General features: G+C 61.4%; 17 protein-coding genes. 6 read left to right on the top strand and 11 right to left on the bottom strand.

Annotated features, from left to right (window positions below; translation table 11 throughout):
* Positions 1–36: 36 nt before the first annotated feature.
* The 5 genes from AB6N07_RS14355 to AB6N07_RS14335 form a co-directional block, all read right to left on the bottom strand.
* On the bottom strand, positions 37–180 hold the full coding sequence (locus AB6N07_RS14355) for a hypothetical protein (protein ID WP_370673768.1): 144 nt from the start codon (positions 178–180) through the stop codon (positions 37–39).
* Between the two features lie 59 nt (positions 181–239).
* On the bottom strand, positions 240–584 hold the full coding sequence (locus AB6N07_RS14350) for a hypothetical protein (RefSeq protein ID WP_370673767.1): 345 nt from the start codon (positions 582–584) through the stop codon (positions 240–242).
* 448 nt (positions 585–1,032) lie between these two features.
* A complete protein-coding gene (locus tag AB6N07_RS14345) occupies positions 1,033–2,424 on the bottom strand; it encodes a M20/M25/M40 family metallo-hydrolase (protein WP_370673766.1) in 1,392 nt (463 codons plus the stop codon).
* Positions 2,425–2,491: 67 nt separating this feature from the next.
* The gene (locus AB6N07_RS14340; RefSeq protein WP_370673765.1) at positions 2,492–3,664 is read right to left on the bottom strand and encodes a PLP-dependent transferase; all 1,173 of its coding nucleotides are present in this window, start codon (positions 3,662–3,664) and stop codon (positions 2,492–2,494) included.
* A complete protein-coding gene (locus tag AB6N07_RS14335) occupies positions 3,661–4,362 on the bottom strand; it encodes a FadR/GntR family transcriptional regulator (protein ID WP_370673764.1) in 702 nt (233 codons plus the stop codon). The genes AB6N07_RS14340 and AB6N07_RS14335 overlap by 4 nt, the downstream gene beginning before the upstream one ends.
* 338 nt (positions 4,363–4,700) lie before the next feature.
* Here AB6N07_RS14335 and AB6N07_RS14330 point away from each other — a divergent pair, with 338 nt between their 5' ends.
* Genes AB6N07_RS14330 through AB6N07_RS14310 form a run of 5 tightly spaced genes read left to right on the top strand, consistent with a single transcriptional unit; the run spans position 4,701 to position 10,401 of the window.
* A complete protein-coding gene (locus AB6N07_RS14330) occupies positions 4,701–6,290 on the top strand; it encodes an ABC transporter substrate-binding protein (RefSeq protein WP_370673763.1) in 1,590 nt (529 codons plus the stop codon).
* A 58-nt stretch (positions 6,291–6,348) separates the two neighbouring features.
* Positions 6,349–7,428, top strand: a complete 1,080-nt coding sequence (locus AB6N07_RS14325) for an ABC transporter permease (protein ID WP_370673762.1) — start codon at positions 6,349–6,351, stop codon at positions 7,426–7,428.
* An 8-nt stretch (positions 7,429–7,436) separates the two neighbouring features.
* Positions 7,437–8,390 carry an ABC transporter permease gene (locus AB6N07_RS14320; RefSeq protein ID WP_370673761.1) on the top strand — a complete coding sequence of 318 codons (954 nt, stop codon included), beginning with the start codon at positions 7,437–7,439 and terminating at the stop codon, positions 8,388–8,390.
* 8 nt (positions 8,391–8,398) lie between these two features.
* Positions 8,399–9,412, top strand: coding sequence for an ABC transporter ATP-binding protein (locus AB6N07_RS14315; protein WP_370673760.1), 1,014 nt, complete (start codon positions 8,399–8,401; stop codon positions 9,410–9,412).
* Positions 9,409–10,401 carry an ABC transporter ATP-binding protein gene (locus AB6N07_RS14310; protein WP_370673759.1) on the top strand — a complete coding sequence of 331 codons (993 nt, stop codon included), beginning with the start codon at positions 9,409–9,411 and terminating at the stop codon, positions 10,399–10,401. The genes AB6N07_RS14315 and AB6N07_RS14310 overlap by 4 nt, the downstream gene beginning before the upstream one ends.
* Before the next feature lie 36 nt (positions 10,402–10,437).
* Here the strand turns inward: AB6N07_RS14310 and AB6N07_RS14305 are convergent, their stop codons facing one another.
* From AB6N07_RS14305 to AB6N07_RS14280, 6 genes are all read right to left on the bottom strand, one after another.
* Positions 10,438–11,652, bottom strand: coding sequence for an MFS transporter (locus AB6N07_RS14305; protein ID WP_370673758.1), 1,215 nt, complete (start codon positions 11,650–11,652; stop codon positions 10,438–10,440).
* Positions 11,653–11,712: 60 nt separating this feature from the next.
* Complete coding sequence (locus AB6N07_RS14300; protein WP_370673757.1) at positions 11,713–13,152, bottom strand: M81 family metallopeptidase; 1,440 nt, start codon at positions 13,150–13,152, stop codon at positions 11,713–11,715.
* A gap of 12 nt (positions 13,153–13,164) precedes the next feature.
* Entirely contained in the window at positions 13,165–15,087 is a 1,923-nt protein-coding gene (locus tag AB6N07_RS14295) for a beta-N-acetylhexosaminidase (RefSeq protein ID WP_370673756.1), read from the bottom strand.
* Between the two features lie 125 nt (positions 15,088–15,212).
* Positions 15,213–15,989, bottom strand: coding sequence for an SDR family oxidoreductase (locus AB6N07_RS14290; protein ID WP_370673755.1), 777 nt, complete (start codon positions 15,987–15,989; stop codon positions 15,213–15,215).
* Between the two features lie 46 nt (positions 15,990–16,035).
* Positions 16,036–16,902, bottom strand: coding sequence for a MurR/RpiR family transcriptional regulator (locus AB6N07_RS14285; RefSeq protein ID WP_370673754.1), 867 nt, complete (start codon positions 16,900–16,902; stop codon positions 16,036–16,038).
* Between the two features lie 24 nt (positions 16,903–16,926).
* Positions 16,927–17,310 carry a RidA family protein gene (locus AB6N07_RS14280; RefSeq protein ID WP_370673753.1) on the bottom strand — a complete coding sequence of 128 codons (384 nt, stop codon included), beginning with the start codon at positions 17,308–17,310 and terminating at the stop codon, positions 16,927–16,929.
* 112 nt (positions 17,311–17,422) lie between these two features.
* On the opposite strand from AB6N07_RS14280, the gene AB6N07_RS14275 reads away from it, so the two are divergent.
* Positions 17,423–17,917, top strand: a complete 495-nt coding sequence (locus AB6N07_RS14275) for a hypothetical protein (protein ID WP_370673752.1) — start codon at positions 17,423–17,425, stop codon at positions 17,915–17,917.
* Positions 17,918–17,967 lie beyond the last annotated feature (50 nt).

Below are 17,967 nucleotides of genomic sequence, written 5' to 3'. Positions count from 1 at the left end.
CGGACTAGAACACACGATGCACCCACCATCGACGGTTCAGCCGGCGAAATCTGTCCAGTGCAGGACTTGCCACTCGAAATCGCTGTCGCCGAGGCGACAACCAGCCGTCAGCGACACCCTACCTACGGCGAGAATGGGATGCGGCTCGCCGCCAACGTCAGCGGCAAAGACAGGAACCACGTCATGGTATCTGCTCAAGATAAGACGAACCAATCGTCAAAGCCGATGAAATGACCGAATTACCCCTGCGAAACAGAATATATTCCGATATCAGCTATGATTTTGAGACGATCAATAGTCTCATCCCGGTCGAAGTTGTTCGCAATACAATAACTTTCCACCACCGTCTTCGCGGCAGCGGAGGCGGCTTGATTCTCCCACTCGACCATAGATATCAAATGAACGGAGTCGGCGGTCACAGGTCTTTCGAAGAGAATATCGTGTTTTAATCCTGGTTGTACATGCAAAAGAGCATGAATGTCTTTCAGTCTTCCCAAAAATTCTGCGTAGGCGTTACGTGGGATTATAAACCGATCTAACCGGACAATAGGCATCTCGACGGAAGGGACCGCATCGCTTTCCATAGATTACTCGTTAATTCAGGAGTCCTCAGCCGGCTGACCTCTAATGGCTACGGCCATTCGCTTCAAATAAATTTTTAATAAAGACCACACAGAAACCTGCCTTCTCCACAATAAATTCGACCCACACCGTATGGATACGCGAGCCCTCAATTCAGGCATCGGACATCATGCGATGTTTCTTGCATAAGATCGTTAGAATTCAATTCTGTCGCAATGTTTGTTGCATGAGAAGACACTGTACTCTTGGAATCATGGCACAATACGCAATCACCTAAGCGGTCGATGCGAGAGGCGTCGATGGTCGCAAGGCGCAGCGTCTCAGGTGCAACCTTCTACAACCTAGGCAAAAAAATACGCCGGTTGATACCCTTTGGCACACGCCGTTTGAAACAGCTCGGAGAGGATAATACCAGGCCGCCGCCGTCCGCGGCCCTCTCGCAGGCCATGATTACTTTGCACCCACCGCGTCTATGATCCTAACCCAGGAGCGGATGCCCTTGTGGAACGAGGCGAGATCATACTTCTCATTGGGCGAATGAACGCGATCGTCGGCAAGGGAGAAACCGGTGAGCAGCGAATCCATGCCAAGGATGGAGCGGAAGTCGCCGACGACGGGGATGGAACCGCCTCCGCCCACCACGATGGCCGGCTTGGGCCATTCGTGCGACAGGGCCGCCCTCGCCTTATCAAGGACCGGCGAGTCATAGGGGAGCTGGATTCCCGGCGAGGCACCGTGCGAGGCGAACTCGACCTTGCAGTCTTCCGGCACCTTCGACCGCGAATAGGCGCGAAAACTCTCTCGGATCTTCAGAGGATCTTGGCTGCCGACCAAGCGAAACGACACCTTGGCAGTGGCCTTGGAAGCGATCACCGTCTTGAAACCATCGCCGGCATAGCCGCCACTGATACCGTTGATCTCGGCTGTTGGCCGAGCCCAGATCAATTCCAGCCGCGACCGCCCCTGTTCGCCGGAAAGCCGCGACAGACCGATATCGGTCAGAAACCCCGGCGAAGTTTCCTCGAGCCGCTGCCAATCTGCCTTGATCGCCCCAGGGACCTCCTCCACGCCATCGTAAAACCCAGGAAGCGTCACGGCCCCTGTCCGGTCGTGAAGGCCAGCCAGAATGTCCGAAAGAATATGAATAGGGTTGGCTGCGGCGCCACCGTATCCGCCGGAGTGCAGATCACGATCGGCCGCCGTAATGATAACTTCCTCCCCGACAAGGCCGCGCAGACTGGCACAGATTGCCGGCGTCTCGGCATCCCACATCGACGTATCGCAGACCATGGCGAAATCGGCGCGGAGCTCCTCGGCATTGGCGAGCAGGAACGGTCTCAGAGATGGCGAACCGGATTCCTCTTCGCCCTCGAACAGCACGGTCAGCCGGATCGGCAGCGTGCCCCTGACCTCTTTGTAGGCGCGGACGGCTTCCAGGAAGGTCAGGAGCTGGCCCTTGTCGTCGGAGGTACCGCGTCCGGTAATGATCTTGCGGCCATTGCCGGCATCACGGATGGCCGGTTCGAAGGGATCGTGCGTCCAAAGCTCCAACGGATCGACAGGCTGGACGTCATAATGACCGTAAAACAGCACGTGTGGGCAGTTGGGGGCCATACCCTCATGATGGGCGACAACGACTGGATTGCCGTCGGTTTCGCGCACCGAGGCCTTAAAGCCGATGTCGGCGAGATGGCGGACGAGATAGGCCGCCGCCTCGCGACAATCTGCCCTATAGGCGGGATCGGTAGAAATCGACTTTATCCTAACGAGTTCGAACAGCGTGTCGAGGCTGGACGGCAGGTTCGCATCGGCGCGTGCCAGCACGGCATCGATATCGGTCATGGCAAGCAATCCTCAATGGAAAGCCGGCCACCGTGAGTATGGAGACCGGCAAGTCTGATCTGGTAGATCAAGCGATCCGAGCGGCGTCGATTGCCGATTTGAGATCACTCCACAGCGCCTCGGTTCCTTCGAGACCGACATGCAGACGAACGGAGCGCGGGTCGAGGCCAAACTCCTGCGCCGAATTGGGCATGGCCTTTTGCGCCAGCACCACCTCGCCGGGAACAACCAGACTCTCGTGGCCACCCCAGCTGACGCCGAGCTTGAACAAGCGCAGGTGGTCGCAGAATGCGCGGAGGTCGATGCCCTCGCGGAACGCGAAAGAGAACAGGCCGGAGGTGCCGACGAGCCCGGGAGGCAATGCGTTGCCGAGACCGGGATGGTTGACGCTGGCGACGTTTTCATGGGCGGCGAGCCGGCGGGCAATCTCAAGCGCGGAGCTTTCATGGGCCTTCATGCGGATGGCCAGCGTGCGCATGCCGCGGATCAACAGCCAGGCATCGAATGGCGACAGTTTGGCTCCCAGATACGGCAGACTCTCGCCACGGATGCGGTCGATAAGCGTTTTTGGTCCGGCCACCACGCCGGCCACAACATCACTGTGACCGCTGAGATATTTCGACGCCGAATGCAGCACCAGATCGACCCCGAGGCCGAGCGGACGCTGGAAGATCGGGCTCGCCCAGCTATTGTCGATGACCGACAGCGCGCCATGCCGCCGAGCCAGGGACGCCAGCGCGCCGACGTCATGGGCTTCCATCACCCAACTGGTCGGGCTTTCAAGATAGATGAGCTTGGCCCCTGGAAGGGCCTTTTCCACCGCCGCCTCGTCGAGGCCGTCGACGTAGGTGACCTCGATCTGCATCCGCTTCAGGATCGTGCCGAACAGTCGATAGGCATCGGGATAGACGTTACGCACGGCAACGATGCGATCGCCAGGTTTGACGAAGGTCAGTACGGTCGCGGCGATCGCTCCCATGCCGCTGGCAAATCCCAGTGCGTCCTCGCCCCCCTCAAGCTTGGCCAGCGTCTCCTCGAAGGCGCGCACGGTAGGATTGAGTCCTCGCGAATACACCGGTCGAACGACCTCGCCGCGATAGGTGGCGATCATCTCGTCATAACTTGAGAACGTAAAAAGCGACGTCTGGACGATGGGCGGGACGACAGCGTCAAAGGCGTTGCGTTCGTCATGGGTCGCAATCAGTCCCAGCTCGTCGAACAGCTCCAAACCATTGCTCATTTAGACATTTCCTTGATGTCCTCTTCTACCACCGTGAGAATCTCGGTGGTTTCACGCCGGGCCGCCACTGCGTCCTGAGCCGCAATGGCGTTGAAGAGGGGGCGGTGAAAGGGAAAGGAGCGACGGGCAAAGTCCGGACGATCGAACGGCTTGTCCCAAAAGCGCTCAAAGGCTTCTCGCATCTGTTCGAGCAGTTGGCGAAACAGGGGATTGTGTGTCGCGTCGTAGATGGCAAGGTGAAATGCTAGGTCTTCAGGCCCCGACGTTCCCTTGCTGATGTGGACATGCTCCATTTCATCGAGTCGGGCCGCGATGATCTCAAGGTCTTCGGGGGTGCGCCGTAGCGCGGCCAGCATTGATGCCTCAATTTCCAGTGCTCGCCGGACTTCGAGGGTCTGAAGAAGGGCGTCTCGCAGGTTGGCGGTGCCAACCAACAATGGCATGGAGATGGTCTGCGAACTGATCGGCTGTAGAAGATACGTTCCGCTGCCGCGCCGGCTTTCGACGATGCCGAGCGCCTGGAAGCGACCGATCACCTCGCGGACCGTCGACCGCCCAACGCCGAGAGCGACCATCAGCTCACGCTCGGTCGGCAGCCGATCGCCCTTCTTGAGATCAGCATGTTCAATGAAACCCGCCATGGCCTCGGCAACGTGCTGGATACGATCGGACAGGACTCGCGAGTCGGTCCGCAGCATGCCCTGTCCTTTTTCATTGCGCATTTCAGTCCTGTCGCCTCGCTGTCACAGTCACCCCTTGACAATTGGTCTGACATCTTATCAACATACGCTTCGTCAAAAATGTCAAGAATAATAAAAATCCGCAAAACAACACGGGTTCCAGAACCATGATTTGAGTGAATTAAAAGCCAGACAACGGCAAGCTCAATTCAATATTGGCCCGTATATAGATACAAAAAACAGGGAACAACTGATCATTCTCTAGAGGTGCGCTGCACTAAAGCATAGCATGCGCCCCTCTTGTGCAAAAACTAGGAGGTGTTGTTATGAAATTAGGTATACTTAGTGGAGTGGCCATGGTCTCCATGACCGCTCTGCTCGCTGGTCCCGCATATAGTTTCGAAGGCAAGAGCGTCGCGGCGTCTGACTGTAGCTATGGTGGCAAGATCAAATCGATCGTTGCCACCGATGAGCACACTGTGACCTTCTCCATGTGCTCTCCAGATCCCGCGTTCGAAGCGAAGGCCGCCTTCGTTTCGTTCGGTATCGAGCCTTCCGAACACATTGAAAAGGATGGCCCCAAGAAGGCCTTGCTCGACAAACCGATCGGCACGGGCCCGTTCAAGCTCGACGCTTGGAACCGTGGCGACTCGATCGTCATGAGCCGCAACGACAACTATTGGGGCGACAAGCCCTCCTACAAGACGCTGGTGATCCGCTGGAATCAGTCGGGAGCCGGCCGTCTGAACGAGCTGCGCGCCGGCACGGCCGACATTGTCGCCAACCTCAGCCCCGAAGACTTCGATGGCGTCAAGAACGACCCCGATCTCCAGTTCCTGCCGCTTGCCAGCCCGAACACGCTCTACCTCGGCATGGTCAATACGGTGAAGCCGTTTGACGACGTCAAGGTTCGTCAGGCCATCGCCATGGGCGTCGACCGGCAACGCATCGTCGAAAATTTCTTCCCCGAAGGTTCAGAAGTCGCCTCGCATTTCACGCCGTGCTCGCTGCCCAACGGTTGCAGCGGTGAGGATTGGTACAAGTTCGATCCGGCGGCTGCCAAGAAGCTCTTGGCCGAAGCGGGCTATCCCGATGGCTTCAAGACCAAGATCTACTATCGCGACGTGTTCCGCACCTATCTGCCGGAACCGAGCGCCGTGGCGGTCGAGTTCCAGACCCAGCTGAAGCAGAACCTCGGCATCGACGTCGAAGTGACGCCCATGGAATCGGGCGAGTTCATCAGCCGGGCCAACTCGGGCAGCCTCGACGGCTTCTACCTGCTCGGCTGGGGCGCGGACTATCCGCACATCACCAACTTCCTCGACTACCACTTCGCCAGCACCAACAAGCAGTTCGGCAAACCCTTCGCCGAAATCTACGACGTGCTGAACAAGGCGGGCACCATCGCCGACGTCAAGACGGTCGAGCCGCTCTACACCGAGGCCAACAACTCCATCAAGAATTTGGTTCCGACCATTCCGATCGCCCACGGCGCTGCTGCTTTCGGCGCTCGCGCCACGCTGAAGAACGCATCGCTGCGTCCGTTCGGTGCGCCGCGGCTGCAGGATATGGTCCCCGACAAGGATTCGCTGGTGTTCATGCAGAGCGCCGAGCCGATCAGCCTCTACTGTGCCGACGAGACCGACGGTGAATCGCTCTACGCTTGTACGCCGATCATCGAGGCCCTTCTCGACTACGCAAAGGACAGCGGTGCCATCGTTCCGAGCCTGGCCAAAAGCTGCGAAGCCAACGGCGACTCAACGGTGTGGACCTGCCATCTTCGCGAAGGCGTGAAGTTCACCGACGGCAGCGACTTCGATGCCAACGACGTCGTCGTCTCCTGGGCGGCCGGCATCGACGCCGCCAACGCCGCCCATGTCGGCAACACCGGCTCGTTCGACTACTTCTCCAGCCTCTGGGGAAGCCTTATGAACGTCAAGAAGTAAGCGGCCGACTTCCTTGGGGTGGGCTTCGGCCCACCCCTTCGCCAATTTGGATTCTCCGATGCTCGGATACGCTGCCAAACGCGTCCTGGTTTCTATACCGGTCATTTTCGGCATTCTTGTCGTGACGTTCGCGCTCGCCAGACTCATTCCTGGCGACCCATGCAAGGCGATGCTCGGCGACAAGGTCTCACCGGAAACCTGCCTTGCCTTTGCCGAACGCTACGGCCTCAACAAGCCGCTGCTGAGCCAGTTCCTCATCTACGTCACCGACATATTTCACGGCAATTTCGGCAATTCCATCCGGTTTTCCCGTCCGGTGTCGCAAATCATCGTCGAGCGGCTGCCGATGACTGCCGAATTGGCGTTCATGGCGCTAATCGTCGCCTCGGTGGTGGGTATCGGTCTCGGCATCCTCGCTGCCCGCCGGCACAACTCGGCAACCGATGTGGGGACTATGGTCGTCGCCAACGTCGGCATTTCCATGCCGGTTTTCTGGCTGGGCCTGATGCTCGCCTATCTGTTCGGCGTCATGCTGCGCGGCACTCCCTTCTGGTTGCCACCGTCCGGGCGCCTGTCGGCCGGAATGTCCTCGGTGCCGTTCTATGAGGCTTGGCACTGGGAAATCGCCGCCGGAAGCAGTTGGGCGCGCGTTCTGGAGTTCTTCTCAAACTTCTACATTCTCAACGCCCTCATTACCGGCAACTGGCCCGTGTTTTGGGATGCGTTGCGTCACATGGTTCTGCCTGTGATTGCGCTGTCGACCATTCCGATGGCCGTCATAGCTCGCATGACCCGGTCGTCGCTGCTCGACGTATTGGGCCGCGACTACATCCGCACAGCCAGAGCAAAGGGCGTGCTCGACCGTGACGTCGTGCGCAAGCACGCCCTCGGCAACGCCATGCTGCCAGTGGTCACCATTCTCGGTCTGCAAATGGGCGCGCTGCTGAGCGGCGCGGTCCTCACCGAGACTGTGTTCGGCCTTGCCGGCGTCGGCCGCATGCTCGTCGAGGCGATCTTTGCCCGCGACTATCCGGTGGTGCAGGCGTTCACGGTCATGATCGCGGTGTCCTATGTGGCCATCAACCTGCTCGTCGACCTCTCCTACACCTATCTCGATCCCCGTATCAGGCCTCAATAGGACAAGCCATGACCCGTCTTGATACCGCGTCGGCCGTGGCCGCCGACGCCATCGCCGAAGAAGGCCTGATCGGCGACCCGGTACCGCTGTGGAAACAGACATGGCGCCGCCTGCTGCGCAAACGCTCTGGCCAGGTCGGGCTGATTATCCTCGGCATGCTGCTGTTGATCGCCATCGCCGCCCCGGTTATTGCGCCCTACGACCCGAACGACGTGCTGATCGGCACAGAACACGTCAAGCGTCGCGAAGCGCCATGCGTGCATCTTCTGGGCTGCGACGTCAGCCGCCCGCAGCACATCATGGGAATCGACGGCAATGCGCGCGACGTGCTGTCGCGCGTCCTGCACGGTACGCGGATCAGCCTGATGATCGGTCTCGTCACCGTCACCGCCGCCCTGGTGTGCGGCGTATTGTTCGGCGCGGTCGCCGGCTTTTTCGGGGGGCTTATCGATAACATCATCATGCGTGTCATGGATGTGATCCTCGGCTTTCCGTCACTGCTTCTGGCGATCGCCATCGTCGCCGTGCTGGGGCCAGGCATTGTCAATGCGCTTCTTGCCATATCGGTGGTCTCGATGCCCGCTTATGCCCGCGTCACCAGGGCAAGCGTGCTGTCGGTCAAGACGCTCGATTTCGTCTCGGCGACTCGCGTCCTCGGCGGCAGCCGGACCCGCATTCTGTTCCGGCGTGTGCTGCCCAACGCCATCACCCCGATCGTCGTGCTGGCCACCCTCGGTATCGCCACAGCCATTCTCGATGCAGCAGGCCTCAGCTTCCTCGGTCTCGGCGCCCAGCCACCGATGCCGGAATGGGGCACCATGCTCGGCACCGAAAAGGACCAGGTATTTTCGGCGCCACACCTCGTCTTCTTCCCCGGCATTGCCATCATGCTGACGGTGCTCGGTTTCAATCTGCTTGGCGACGGGCTGCGCGATGCCCTCGACCCACGGCTCAATACGTGAGAACCGTCATGGCAAGTCCGATCCTCGACGTCAGCGAGCTGGCGGTGGAGTTCGCCACACGCGCTGGTACGGCCCGCGCGGTCGACGGCGTCTCGCTCAGCATCACCGCCGGCGAGACCCTCTGCATTGTCGGCGAGAGTGGCTGCGGCAAATCGATCACCGCGCTCAGCATCATGGGATTGGTTCCCTACCCTGGCCGGGTGACGGCGGGCGAAATCCGCCTCAATGGCGCGGATCTGCGCCAGATGTCGGCGGCAGAACTCGGCAAGGTGCGCGGCGATCGCGTGTCGATGATCTTTCAGGACCCGTCGTCGTCGCTCAATCCGGTGCATACCGTCGGCCGGCAGATCGCCGAAGTCTACATGCTGCACCGGAACATGGGGCGGCGCGAGGCGGAAGCGGCTGCGATGAAGATGCTAGCCGCCGTCGGCATCCCCGATCCGGCCCGCCGCATGAAAGCCTACCCGCACGAAATGTCGGGCGGCATGGCGCAGCGGGTGATGATCGCCATGGCGCTCGCCTGCCAGCCGGAGGTGCTGATCGCCGACGAGCCGACCACGGCTCTCGACGTCACCATTCAGGCTCAGATCCTCGACCTGATGCGCGACCTGCAACGCGACTTCGGCACCGCCATAGTACTGATCACCCATGACCTCGGGGTCGTGGCGGAAATGGCCGACCATGTCGCGGTGATGTACGCCGGCCAGATCGTCGAGTTCGCCGATGTGAGAACGCTGTTCAAGTCGCCACGCCATCCCTACACACAGGCGCTGCTCCGCTCGGTACCGGTGATCGGAGCGATGACCGATATGCTGGAAGTGATCGACGGGCGGGTTCCGCAACTGACGCAACTGCCCGACGGCTGCCTGTTCGCGCCGCGTTGCACGGTACGGCGGACACTCGACGATCCCCGCTGTACCAGCGAGGTACCGCCGCTTGCCGAAGTGAACGCAGGACACAACTGCCGCTGCTGGCGCCCCGCGACCGAGCCCCTCGCCTCCAAGGAGACGCCGCCCGCATGAGCGCTCTCATCGAACTCAACGGCATCAAGAAGAGCTTCGCCTTTCGCAAGGGGCTCCTGCAGCGCGTCGTCGGCGAGGTGAAAGCCATCGACGACGTCAGCCTCAGTATTGAGCGTGGCCGCACGCTCGGCCTTGTCGGCGAAAGCGGCTGCGGCAAATCGACGCTGGCGCGGATCGTCGTTGGCCTCTATCCGCCCAGCGCCGGTGAAATTCTCTTCGAAGGCAAGCAGATCGCCGGTCCGGACATGGGCGTCGCCCCCGAATATAGCCGACGCATCCAAATCATCTTCCAGGACCCCTATTCATCGCTCGATCCCCGCCTGCCGGTTGGCGACTCCATTGCCGAAGGCCTGGTCATCCACGGCATCGGCGACACCGCCAGCCGGCGCAAGGCGGTTCTCGACATGCTGGCGCTGGTGGGACTGCCGCCACAGGCCGCCGACCGCTACCCGCACGAGTTCTCCGGCGGTCAGCGCCAGCGCATCGGCATAGCCCGGGCGCTGATCCTCGAACCGGAATTCCTGGTGTGCGACGAGCCGACGTCGGCGCTCGACGTTTCGGTACAGGCACAGATCCTGAACCTGTTGAAGCAACTCAAGGCGCAGTTCAACCTGTCGATGATGTTCATTTCGCACAACCTGGCCGTCGTCAGGCATATCGCCGACGACGTCATGGTCATGTATCTCGGCCATGCCGTCGAAGTGGCGCCAGTGCGGGACCTGTTCGAAACGCCACGCCATCCCTACACGCGGGCGCTGCTATCGGCGACGCCCATCGCCGATCCGGACCGACGGGGCGAACGGATCAAGCTGGTAGGCGAAATCCCCTCGCCGCTCAACCCGCCATCCGGCTGCCCCTTCCACCCGCGCTGTAGCTTGGCTAACGACCGCTGCAAGACCGAGGTGCCCGCCATGATGGTCGCCGGCAACGCCCGTGTTGCCTGCCATGCCGTCGAGGAAGGTCGAACCCTCGCTCACGCGCAAGCGTGACGTTTCTGCCGAGGTGCTTGATCAGGCGAGGGACGCCTAGGACGACCGGCCTCCGATGACACCGTAGCGCAGCAAGATCAGCAGCAGCGCCCCGAGCAGGCCGGCGGCGGCACCGAGCATCGAGGCGCCGGTGTAGTCGCTGATCGAAGTACCGAGCGAGAACAGCAAGGCGCTGAGACCACCGCTCAGAAAGACATTGACGGCGATCAGCGAACTGCCAAGGCCGGCGCGACGCGCGATCAGGTTCTGCAGGTAGGTGATGGGAATGGCGATGATGCCGGCAGCACCGAAGCCGGAAATCCCCGTCAGCAGGTAGACGCTGACCGTGTTGTGGGAAAGCCCCAGCAGCGCCAGATAGAGACTATAGAAGGCCGCCGAGGCCGAGGCCGCCAGAACAGACGACGTGCGCGCCTCGATCCATCCCCAGACGATGATGAACACCACCTCAAGCAGCGCCACGATGCCGACAATGGTACCGACATCGGCCGGACTGCCACCAGCCTGACCGGTAACGATCAGAGGGAGCACGGTGCCGTTGACGTGCAGCATGCTGGTAATCAGCGCGATGGCGACGACGTGTGGCCAGACCGAGACGGAACCGATCTGCTTCAATGAGGCGAGGAATGCATAGGACGGCTCTCTTCGTTCGACCCTCTCGCCAGCCTGCTCTCGAACCAGAACGGCGAACAGCAGGAAACAGACGGCGCAGGCGAGACCTGCCAACAGGAAGGCCGGAAGCATGCTCGGCCGTCCCGCCAGGGCGAAGCCGACAATGCCGGGAACCAGCACCCAGGAGGCTGATATGACAGCGCGGATCGCCGAGTTGACGGCAATCATTTCGCGCGGCGCCAACGCTTCTGAACCGGCTCGAACGTAGGCGAAGATCAATGAATTGAGAGCGCCAAACACCGGAATCAGCATCAGCGACGCCACCGTGAAAACGGCCACCGTCGGCAAGAAATACACCAGTAGATAACCAATCACACCGGCCAAACAGACGGCGAGTATTGGCAGTCGAAACCGGCCAAGCCGATCGGCCAGGATGCCGGCGGCGACGCTTGCCGACACGTTGACGATGGCGGCGCAGAAACTGACCACCGCGAAGGCCGTATTGCTGAGGCCCAGCTCGTGGATGCCAATCAGCGAGTAGTAAGGCGATGTCGCCGCACCCGTAAAGCCGAAGAAGAAGATGCCTATGGCGCTGACCCGCAGTCGGGGATTGCCATAGACGATCGAAAGGGCCGATCGCATCGATGCCTCTGCGTCAGGATGTGACCGGAAGACCGGCGGAAGCGAGAGAACGGGGCAGTGTTATCGCCAGCGTGCCGAGAACACGGCCGCCGCCCGGTAGTCGAAGCTCTTGACGAACGGATAGATCGGTTGCACCCGCCGTTCGGAGACGAGCGCCTCGATCTCCTGATTGATCACGCCATCGGTGAGCGCCATCAGGTTCGGATTGGCAATCGGCTGCAATTCCGGCGACAGGTATCCCGACTTGACGACGACAAGACGCGCCGTACGAGGATCGAGCCCCAGACGCGTGAAATCGGAGATGTTGTGATAGGGGCGCCGTCGCGCCGCCAGCACCAAGGTGATGCCGCCAACGGTGACCACAGCCTGCCGCTCGGCCAGGGCTTCGTCCTCGTCGAGCCGAAGCACGCAGGCCTTGGTGATAGCGCGCGGCGAAGACGGATCGAGCGTACCGCCGATGGAAAGCTCCAGTTCCACGCCGACGCCAGCGGCAAAGCAGGCGTCCGTCGCCGGACGATCGGTGATGCCAGCGACGATGGCACCTTGGAAATTGCGCGCTATCAACGCATTCAGCACGTCGGCGCGATCGCCGACACCGCCGCCCGTCGGGTTATCGCCGGAATCGGCCAAGATCACCGGAGAGGTCCGCGCCTGTTCCGCCAGATCGAGCATCTCCGGCAGCGAGCCGGTGACGGGGCCGAACCGGAAGGCGTCACGCGCTCGCCAATAGGAATCGGCAATCGCTTCGGCCACCGCCTGGGCAGCGTCGCGATCAGTGCCCGTCACGACGGCGCAGGCCGTGGCACGTGGTTCGTCGGCCCAGACGTAGCCAACCATCAGATTGGCATCCCAGATACCGGGCTGCCGGTCGAAATCAGGCAGCACCGCGTAGAGGCTCTTGGCAGGTTCATCCTCGGTCGAGGTCCGCTCGCCGGGCAGCAGCACCGGCACCGGAGCCCAGGCGACACCGGGCTTTTCACCAGTCCTCAGCGCTTTCAGCAGCATCGACCAGGCGCGAACCATGGTTTCGCGCACGTCGATATGTGGCGCAGTGCGATAACCGGCGAAAATGTCGATCTGATCGATGATCGTCTGCGACAGGTTGCCGTGCAGATCGTAGCTGGTGGCGATCGGGCAGTCGGGACCGACCACGGCGCGGGCGGACGAAATCCAGTCGCCCTCGGCATCGTCCATGCCTTCGACATTCATGGCGCCGTGCATGGCGAGATAAAGCCCGTCGAGCGGCTGCGCCGCTTTCAATCGCTCCAGAAAATCGGCCTTGAACGCCTCATAGGCATCCCGTGCCACCGGACCGCCGGGCACGGCGCGGGCATGCAGAAGCGGCAAATGGAGGGCATCGCTGGCCTTGAGGAAGCTGAAGTAATCGGCTTCCAGCAGTTCGGCGCCGCGCACGACGCGGAAATCCTCGCTGCGTGTCAGGGCCGGCGAATAGGTGCTGCATTCAATGTGAATACCGCCGACGGCGATGCGGAAAGTCATGGGCAGCGAACCTCAGAAACGGGGGCTCAGGCGGACAGTGGCGGAAAAGCGCAGCCAGTCCTTGTTTTCACGGGGGGTCCAGGCCGCCTCGGCGACGGCCGGCAGGCGTGGAAAGACCAGCCGATTGAAGTAATCGCGGCTGATGAAGTTCTCGGTCCAGATGCAGGCCTGCACGCCCTTGAGACGCGGCTTCAAGTCTTCCGGGAATTCGCCGACGGCCTCGTAGGTGTAGGTGTGCTTGGGGGGCACGGTCCCCGCCCAACTGGCACCCGGCTCCTGCCAAGCTTCGTCTTGCACCATATCGAGATAGTAGGCCTGACCCGGCGTCATCACCACGTCATAGCCCTCACCGGCCAGCTTGACGCCAACCTCCGGCGCCCGCCAAGCCATCAGCAATGTGCCCTCAGGGGTCACGCCGCCGCCGTGCGACACCTCGTCCCAGCCGGCGAGGCTACGGCCGCGCGCCTTGAGCATTTCCTGGATGCGCTTCATGAAATGGCTCTGCAGCCCGAAGGTGCCATCAAGGCCATGCTTTTCCATCAGGCTGCGCGCCAACGGCGACGCCATCCAGGTATTGTCGGCCACCTCGTCGCCACCGACGTGAATGATCGGCGACGTGAAAATCGTCACCATCTCGTCGAACACCTTGCCAAGAACGTCGTAGGTCGCCTCGATCGCCGGATTGAGGGCATTGTTGGGGAAGCCCTGGACGGAGCGATAGCTCTCAGGCGCCTCCTGGCCATCGGTAAGATCGGGCAGCGCCGCCAGAATGGCCGTGCTGTGGCCGGGAATGTCGACTTCCGGCACCACCTGGATATTGAGCAAAGCGGCATGGGCGACGACCGCCCTCGCCTCCTCCTGGGTGTAGAAGCCACCGACCGGTTTGGCACCGTTGCCGAGTTGGGGCAGCAGCGGCTCATCAGGCCCGCGTAACGCGCCGACTGTCGTCAGCTGAGGCAGGGCCTTGATTTCCAGCCGCCACGCCTCGTCGTCGGTAAGATGCCAATGGAAGACGTTCAGCCGGAACCAGGCGAGAATGTCGATCAGCCGTTCGACGTCGGCCGTCGGGAAGAACTGGCGCGACACGTCGAGATGGCAGCCGCGCCAGCCGTAGCGCGGCGCGTCCGTGATCAGGCCGGCGGCGGGAAAACGGAACGTCACCGGATCGGTCTTGGCACCGTGCAGCAAGTGGGCAAGCGCCGTCAGAGCGTACTGGCGACCAGCCTTGCCGGCACTGGCGAGTACGATTTCGTCCGACGATAGGGCGATCTCGAAGGCTTCGGGCGCAAGTTCGGCGCGCCTCACAAAGCGCACAGGCAGAGCGCCCTCGACGGAGGCGAACACGAACGGCGCCGGCGCATCGGCAAACAGACGATGGTGGAGCGACAGAACGACGTCGATCGCCTTGAGGTCGTCATGCCCAGTGCCGGAAGCGGGATAGAGAGCAACTGGAATTCGGTCACCGGCAGTAAGCTCCGCCTTCACAGGCCAGGGCAGCAGCGCGAACGGCTGCTTGGTTTCGCCGATCGGCAGCAGACTGGGTGCCAGCTCACTGGGAAACCCTTCGATCTGGCAATCGAGGACGTCCGCGTCGTGGTGAGAGCCGTCGGCCAGCGTCACATAGGCCGACTTCGCGCCGTCGGTGCGATGACGCGGGCGCCGCCAGAGGCCGGCCACTGAAAAGCGCCAGGAAGCACCCGGCTCGAGCACCAAGCCGGCGGGGGCCGCGACCTGATGGAAGCTGCCATCGCGCTTGATAAACACCGCGTTGTCGCAAACTCCCGGCACCTTGACGCGGGTCAGCGTCGTGTAGGCGAGTTTGAAATCTCGGATCGGCGCATCGGACAGGTTGACGAGCGTGAAGACAAGAGCACCGGCCGGATCGTCCTCGAGCGGACGCCACGTATTTTCAAGACGGAAGCTGGCATTGATCATCAGAATTCCCCTTGCGCGGCTTTGTTGCCACTGCGTTTTTTGCACCAGTGAATGACAAACCACCCATGCCCGAACTGGCGATGAAGCGGGTCCAGATCGCCATCCCGTTTCCTTCGAACAAACGATCAGTAGTGCTCTGACTGCGAGAAAGTGTGGGCGAGTTCCGCCTGACCGGCGGTCAGCCCGCAATCGACAGGCAGGCAGACGCCGGTAATGGCGGCTGCTTGCTCGCTGGCCAGGAAATACACGGCGTTGGCCACATCCTCGGCGGAGGCGATGCGGCGCAGCGCGTACCAGCGCTTGGCTTCCTCAAAGACTTGCGGATTGGCGGCGGCCCGCGCTTCCCAAGCCTGGGTACGAACCGTGCCAGGCGCCACGGTATTGGCGCGAATACCGAACTTGCCGTACTCGACCGCGATCAGCCGCGTCAGGTGAATAAGGCCGGCTTTGGCCGCGCTGTAGGCCGGATGGCCGAACACCGCAATGCCGTTAACCGAGGCGATGTTGATCAGCGAGCCATGGCTGGCCTTGAGCTGATCCTCAAGCGCCCTGAACATCAGAAAAGAGGCCTCGAGGTTGAGGGTCGCGTCCTGACGCCAGATTTCCGGCGTCGTGTCATGCAGCGACACAGCGCGCGCCGCGCCGGCGTTGTTGACCAGCGTCGTCACCGCGCCGAGGGCAGCGACCCGCTTTGCAACGCCGGCAAGGCTCGGCGCGTCGGTCACATCGGCCACGACCGGCACAAAGCAACTGGCGTTGCCGAGCATCTCGATAGCCTTGCCAAGGGCGGCGGCGTCGATGTCGACCAAAGCCACGAAGGCATGAGAATCGGCCAAGCGGCGAGCAATCGCTCTGCCGATGTCGCCAGCGGCGCCGGTAACGACCGCGACCGAGCCGCTCATGCGCGAGCCCCTACGAACGGCGGCGTTGAACGCGGGCGCAGCATATTCAGTCTCCCATGATCTGGCTGTTGTCGGTGCCGTCGCGATGTTCGATCAGCTGCTGCTTGATCTGGCGAAGCGTCACCGTCGAAATCCGACGATTGCGGTAGGCAACCAGGCTGGCAATCACATCAACAATGGCAAGGTAGGCAAAACGGCTCGATGTCGGTCGGAAGATATTGTCTCCTTCCGGTAGATCGATGGTGATGGCCATTTCGGCGGCCTGCGCCACCGGGCTATCGGCCCGTGTCAAGGCGATGGCGCTGATGCCGGCTTCGCGCGCCAGGTTGAAGCAGCGCACCAGCGACTCGTTGCGTCCGGAAAACGACGAGCCGATCAGGACATCATTGGTGCGCGCCGCCGCCGTCAGCATCAACTGCATGTCGTGATCGCTGCAGGCGACCACGCGCGTACCCAGACGAAACAGGCGGTTTTGCAATTCGGAAGCAACCATCGACGAACTGCCCCCCGAGCCGAAGGCATAGACCATCTCGGCGCGGGCGATCCGGTCGGCAATGCGATCGAGCATTTCTGGCTCCAGTGACCGGTGAGCCATGTAGAGCGCATTCTGTGCCTTGGTGATGACGTCCTCGGCGACATCGGCCGGTTCGGTGCTCTTTGCCTCCGGGTTGAGGTAGCGCACGCCCACATAGGCGGTCTTGGCAAGGCGAACACGGAAGTCGGCAAAGCTCTGGCAACCGAGCCGGCGGCAGAACCGGGTGACAGTCGGCGGCGAAACCTCCGCCCGCTCGGCCAAATCGCTGATCGAGGCGCCGACGGCAAATTCGAGCTGGGTCTGCAGAATATCGGCGATCCTCTGTTCAGACGGCGAGAACTGCGGCCGCATCTCCTGGATCGTCGCAAAAATATCCATATGGCCCCCACCGCCGCCCGGGACTCAGCGCGCCTTGTAAGCGACGCAGTCGATCTCGACCTTGCAATCGACCATCATGGAAGACTGCACGCAAGCTCGCGCCGGCGGGTTGTCGCCGAAATAGCTGATGTAGACTTTGTTGAAACTCCAGAAATCGCGCGGATCGTCGAGCCACACGCCGACGCGCACGATGTCCTCGAGTCCATAGTCAGCTTCGCGCAGGATGGCGATCAGGTTGTCGATCGCCTTGTGTGCCTGCTCGACGATGCCGCCAGCAACCACTTCGCCATTTTCCATGGCGACCTGACCGGAAACATAGAGCCAACCATCGGCCTCAACGGCACGGGCGAACGGCAATTTCTGGCCGCCGGCACCTGGCTGGACGGCTCCATATCTTTTAATGGCCATGAGTGACCCGCCTGCAAAATGTTTTCTTTATGCGTTGACAATGGACCATAAAAACCGGATTTCTGCCAGAGCTTTTTCAGTCTGATGAAAAGAATTTAGACGAGGAGTCATCATGCGCGATCCCTTCCGCAACCCCTTCCCGGAAAGCGACACTGCTCGTCGTGCCATATGGGAAATGCTGGTGCCGCGCGATATCGACGCCTATTTGGCCGCCGACTGGTCGATGGTCGACGACGACTTCATTGAAGATGGCTTTCTTGGAATTTCCGGCAACAAGAATTCCAACCCTGACAACTGGACGTTGGCCTTTCCCACACTGGCCAGCTATCGCGACGAATGGCTGCGCCAAGCGCGCGATGGACTGAGCGCCGCCTATGGCGAAGATCCACGGGTCGCCATTTTTCGCACCACCACGCTCGAAGAAATAGACATCGTCGGTGAGACCGCCCTCGTGAGAAAGAAGTTCGATGGCGGAATCCGCAAGGCCGATGGCGGTTTCGACGTCATGGCCTGGCAGACGCTCTATTATTGCCGCCTGCATCAGGGGCGCTGGAAGATCGCCGGCTTTACCGGCTATCTTCCCAATCCGATGGGCACCACCGCCTGATCGGAGGACCATAGGTATTTTAGCGTCGCCGCCGCAATCCAGTGCGATGC

It is taken from the genome of Pleomorphomonas sp. PLEO (assembly GCF_041320595.1).
GTDB lineage: Bacteria > Pseudomonadota > Alphaproteobacteria > Rhizobiales > Pleomorphomonadaceae > Pleomorphomonas.
This window is presented reverse-complemented; position numbering and strand designations above follow the sequence as displayed.

Bases quoted from the DNA above. Each gene is read 5' to 3' on its own strand.
- AB6N07_RS14350 (WP_370673767.1), bottom strand. From the start codon at position 584: ATGGAAAGCGATGCGGTCCCTTCCGTCGAGATGCCTATTGTCCGGTTA.
- AB6N07_RS14345 (WP_370673766.1), bottom strand. From the start codon at position 2,424: ATGACCGATATCGATGCCGTGCTGGCACGCGCCGATGCGAACCTGCCG.
- AB6N07_RS14340 (WP_370673765.1), bottom strand. From the start codon at position 3,664: ATGAGCAATGGTTTGGAGCTGTTCGACGAGCTGGGACTGATTGCGACC.
- AB6N07_RS14335 (WP_370673764.1), bottom strand. From the start codon at position 4,362: ATGCTGCGGACCGACTCGCGAGTCCTGTCCGATCGTATCCAGCACGTT.
- AB6N07_RS14330 (WP_370673763.1), top strand. From the start codon at position 4,701: ATGGTCTCCATGACCGCTCTGCTCGCTGGTCCCGCATATAGTTTCGAA.
- AB6N07_RS14325 (WP_370673762.1), top strand. From the start codon at position 6,349: ATGCTCGGATACGCTGCCAAACGCGTCCTGGTTTCTATACCGGTCATT.
- AB6N07_RS14320 (WP_370673761.1), top strand. From the start codon at position 7,437: ATGACCCGTCTTGATACCGCGTCGGCCGTGGCCGCCGACGCCATCGCC.
- AB6N07_RS14315 (WP_370673760.1), top strand. From the start codon at position 8,399: ATGGCAAGTCCGATCCTCGACGTCAGCGAGCTGGCGGTGGAGTTCGCC.
- AB6N07_RS14310 (WP_370673759.1), top strand. From the start codon at position 9,409: ATGAGCGCTCTCATCGAACTCAACGGCATCAAGAAGAGCTTCGCCTTT.
- AB6N07_RS14305 (WP_370673758.1), bottom strand. From the start codon at position 11,652: ATGCGATCGGCCCTTTCGATCGTCTATGGCAATCCCCGACTGCGGGTC.
- AB6N07_RS14300 (WP_370673757.1), bottom strand. From the start codon at position 13,152: ATGACTTTCCGCATCGCCGTCGGCGGTATTCACATTGAATGCAGCACC.
- AB6N07_RS14295 (WP_370673756.1), bottom strand. From the start codon at position 15,087: ATGATCAATGCCAGCTTCCGTCTTGAAAATACGTGGCGTCCGCTCGAG.
- AB6N07_RS14290 (WP_370673755.1), bottom strand. From the start codon at position 15,989: ATGAGCGGCTCGGTCGCGGTCGTTACCGGCGCCGCTGGCGACATCGGC.
- AB6N07_RS14285 (WP_370673754.1), bottom strand. From the start codon at position 16,902: ATGGATATTTTTGCGACGATCCAGGAGATGCGGCCGCAGTTCTCGCCG.
- AB6N07_RS14280 (WP_370673753.1), bottom strand. From the start codon at position 17,310: ATGGCCATTAAAAGATATGGAGCCGTCCAGCCAGGTGCCGGCGGCCAG.
- AB6N07_RS14275 (WP_370673752.1), top strand. From the start codon at position 17,423: ATGCGCGATCCCTTCCGCAACCCCTTCCCGGAAAGCGACACTGCTCGT.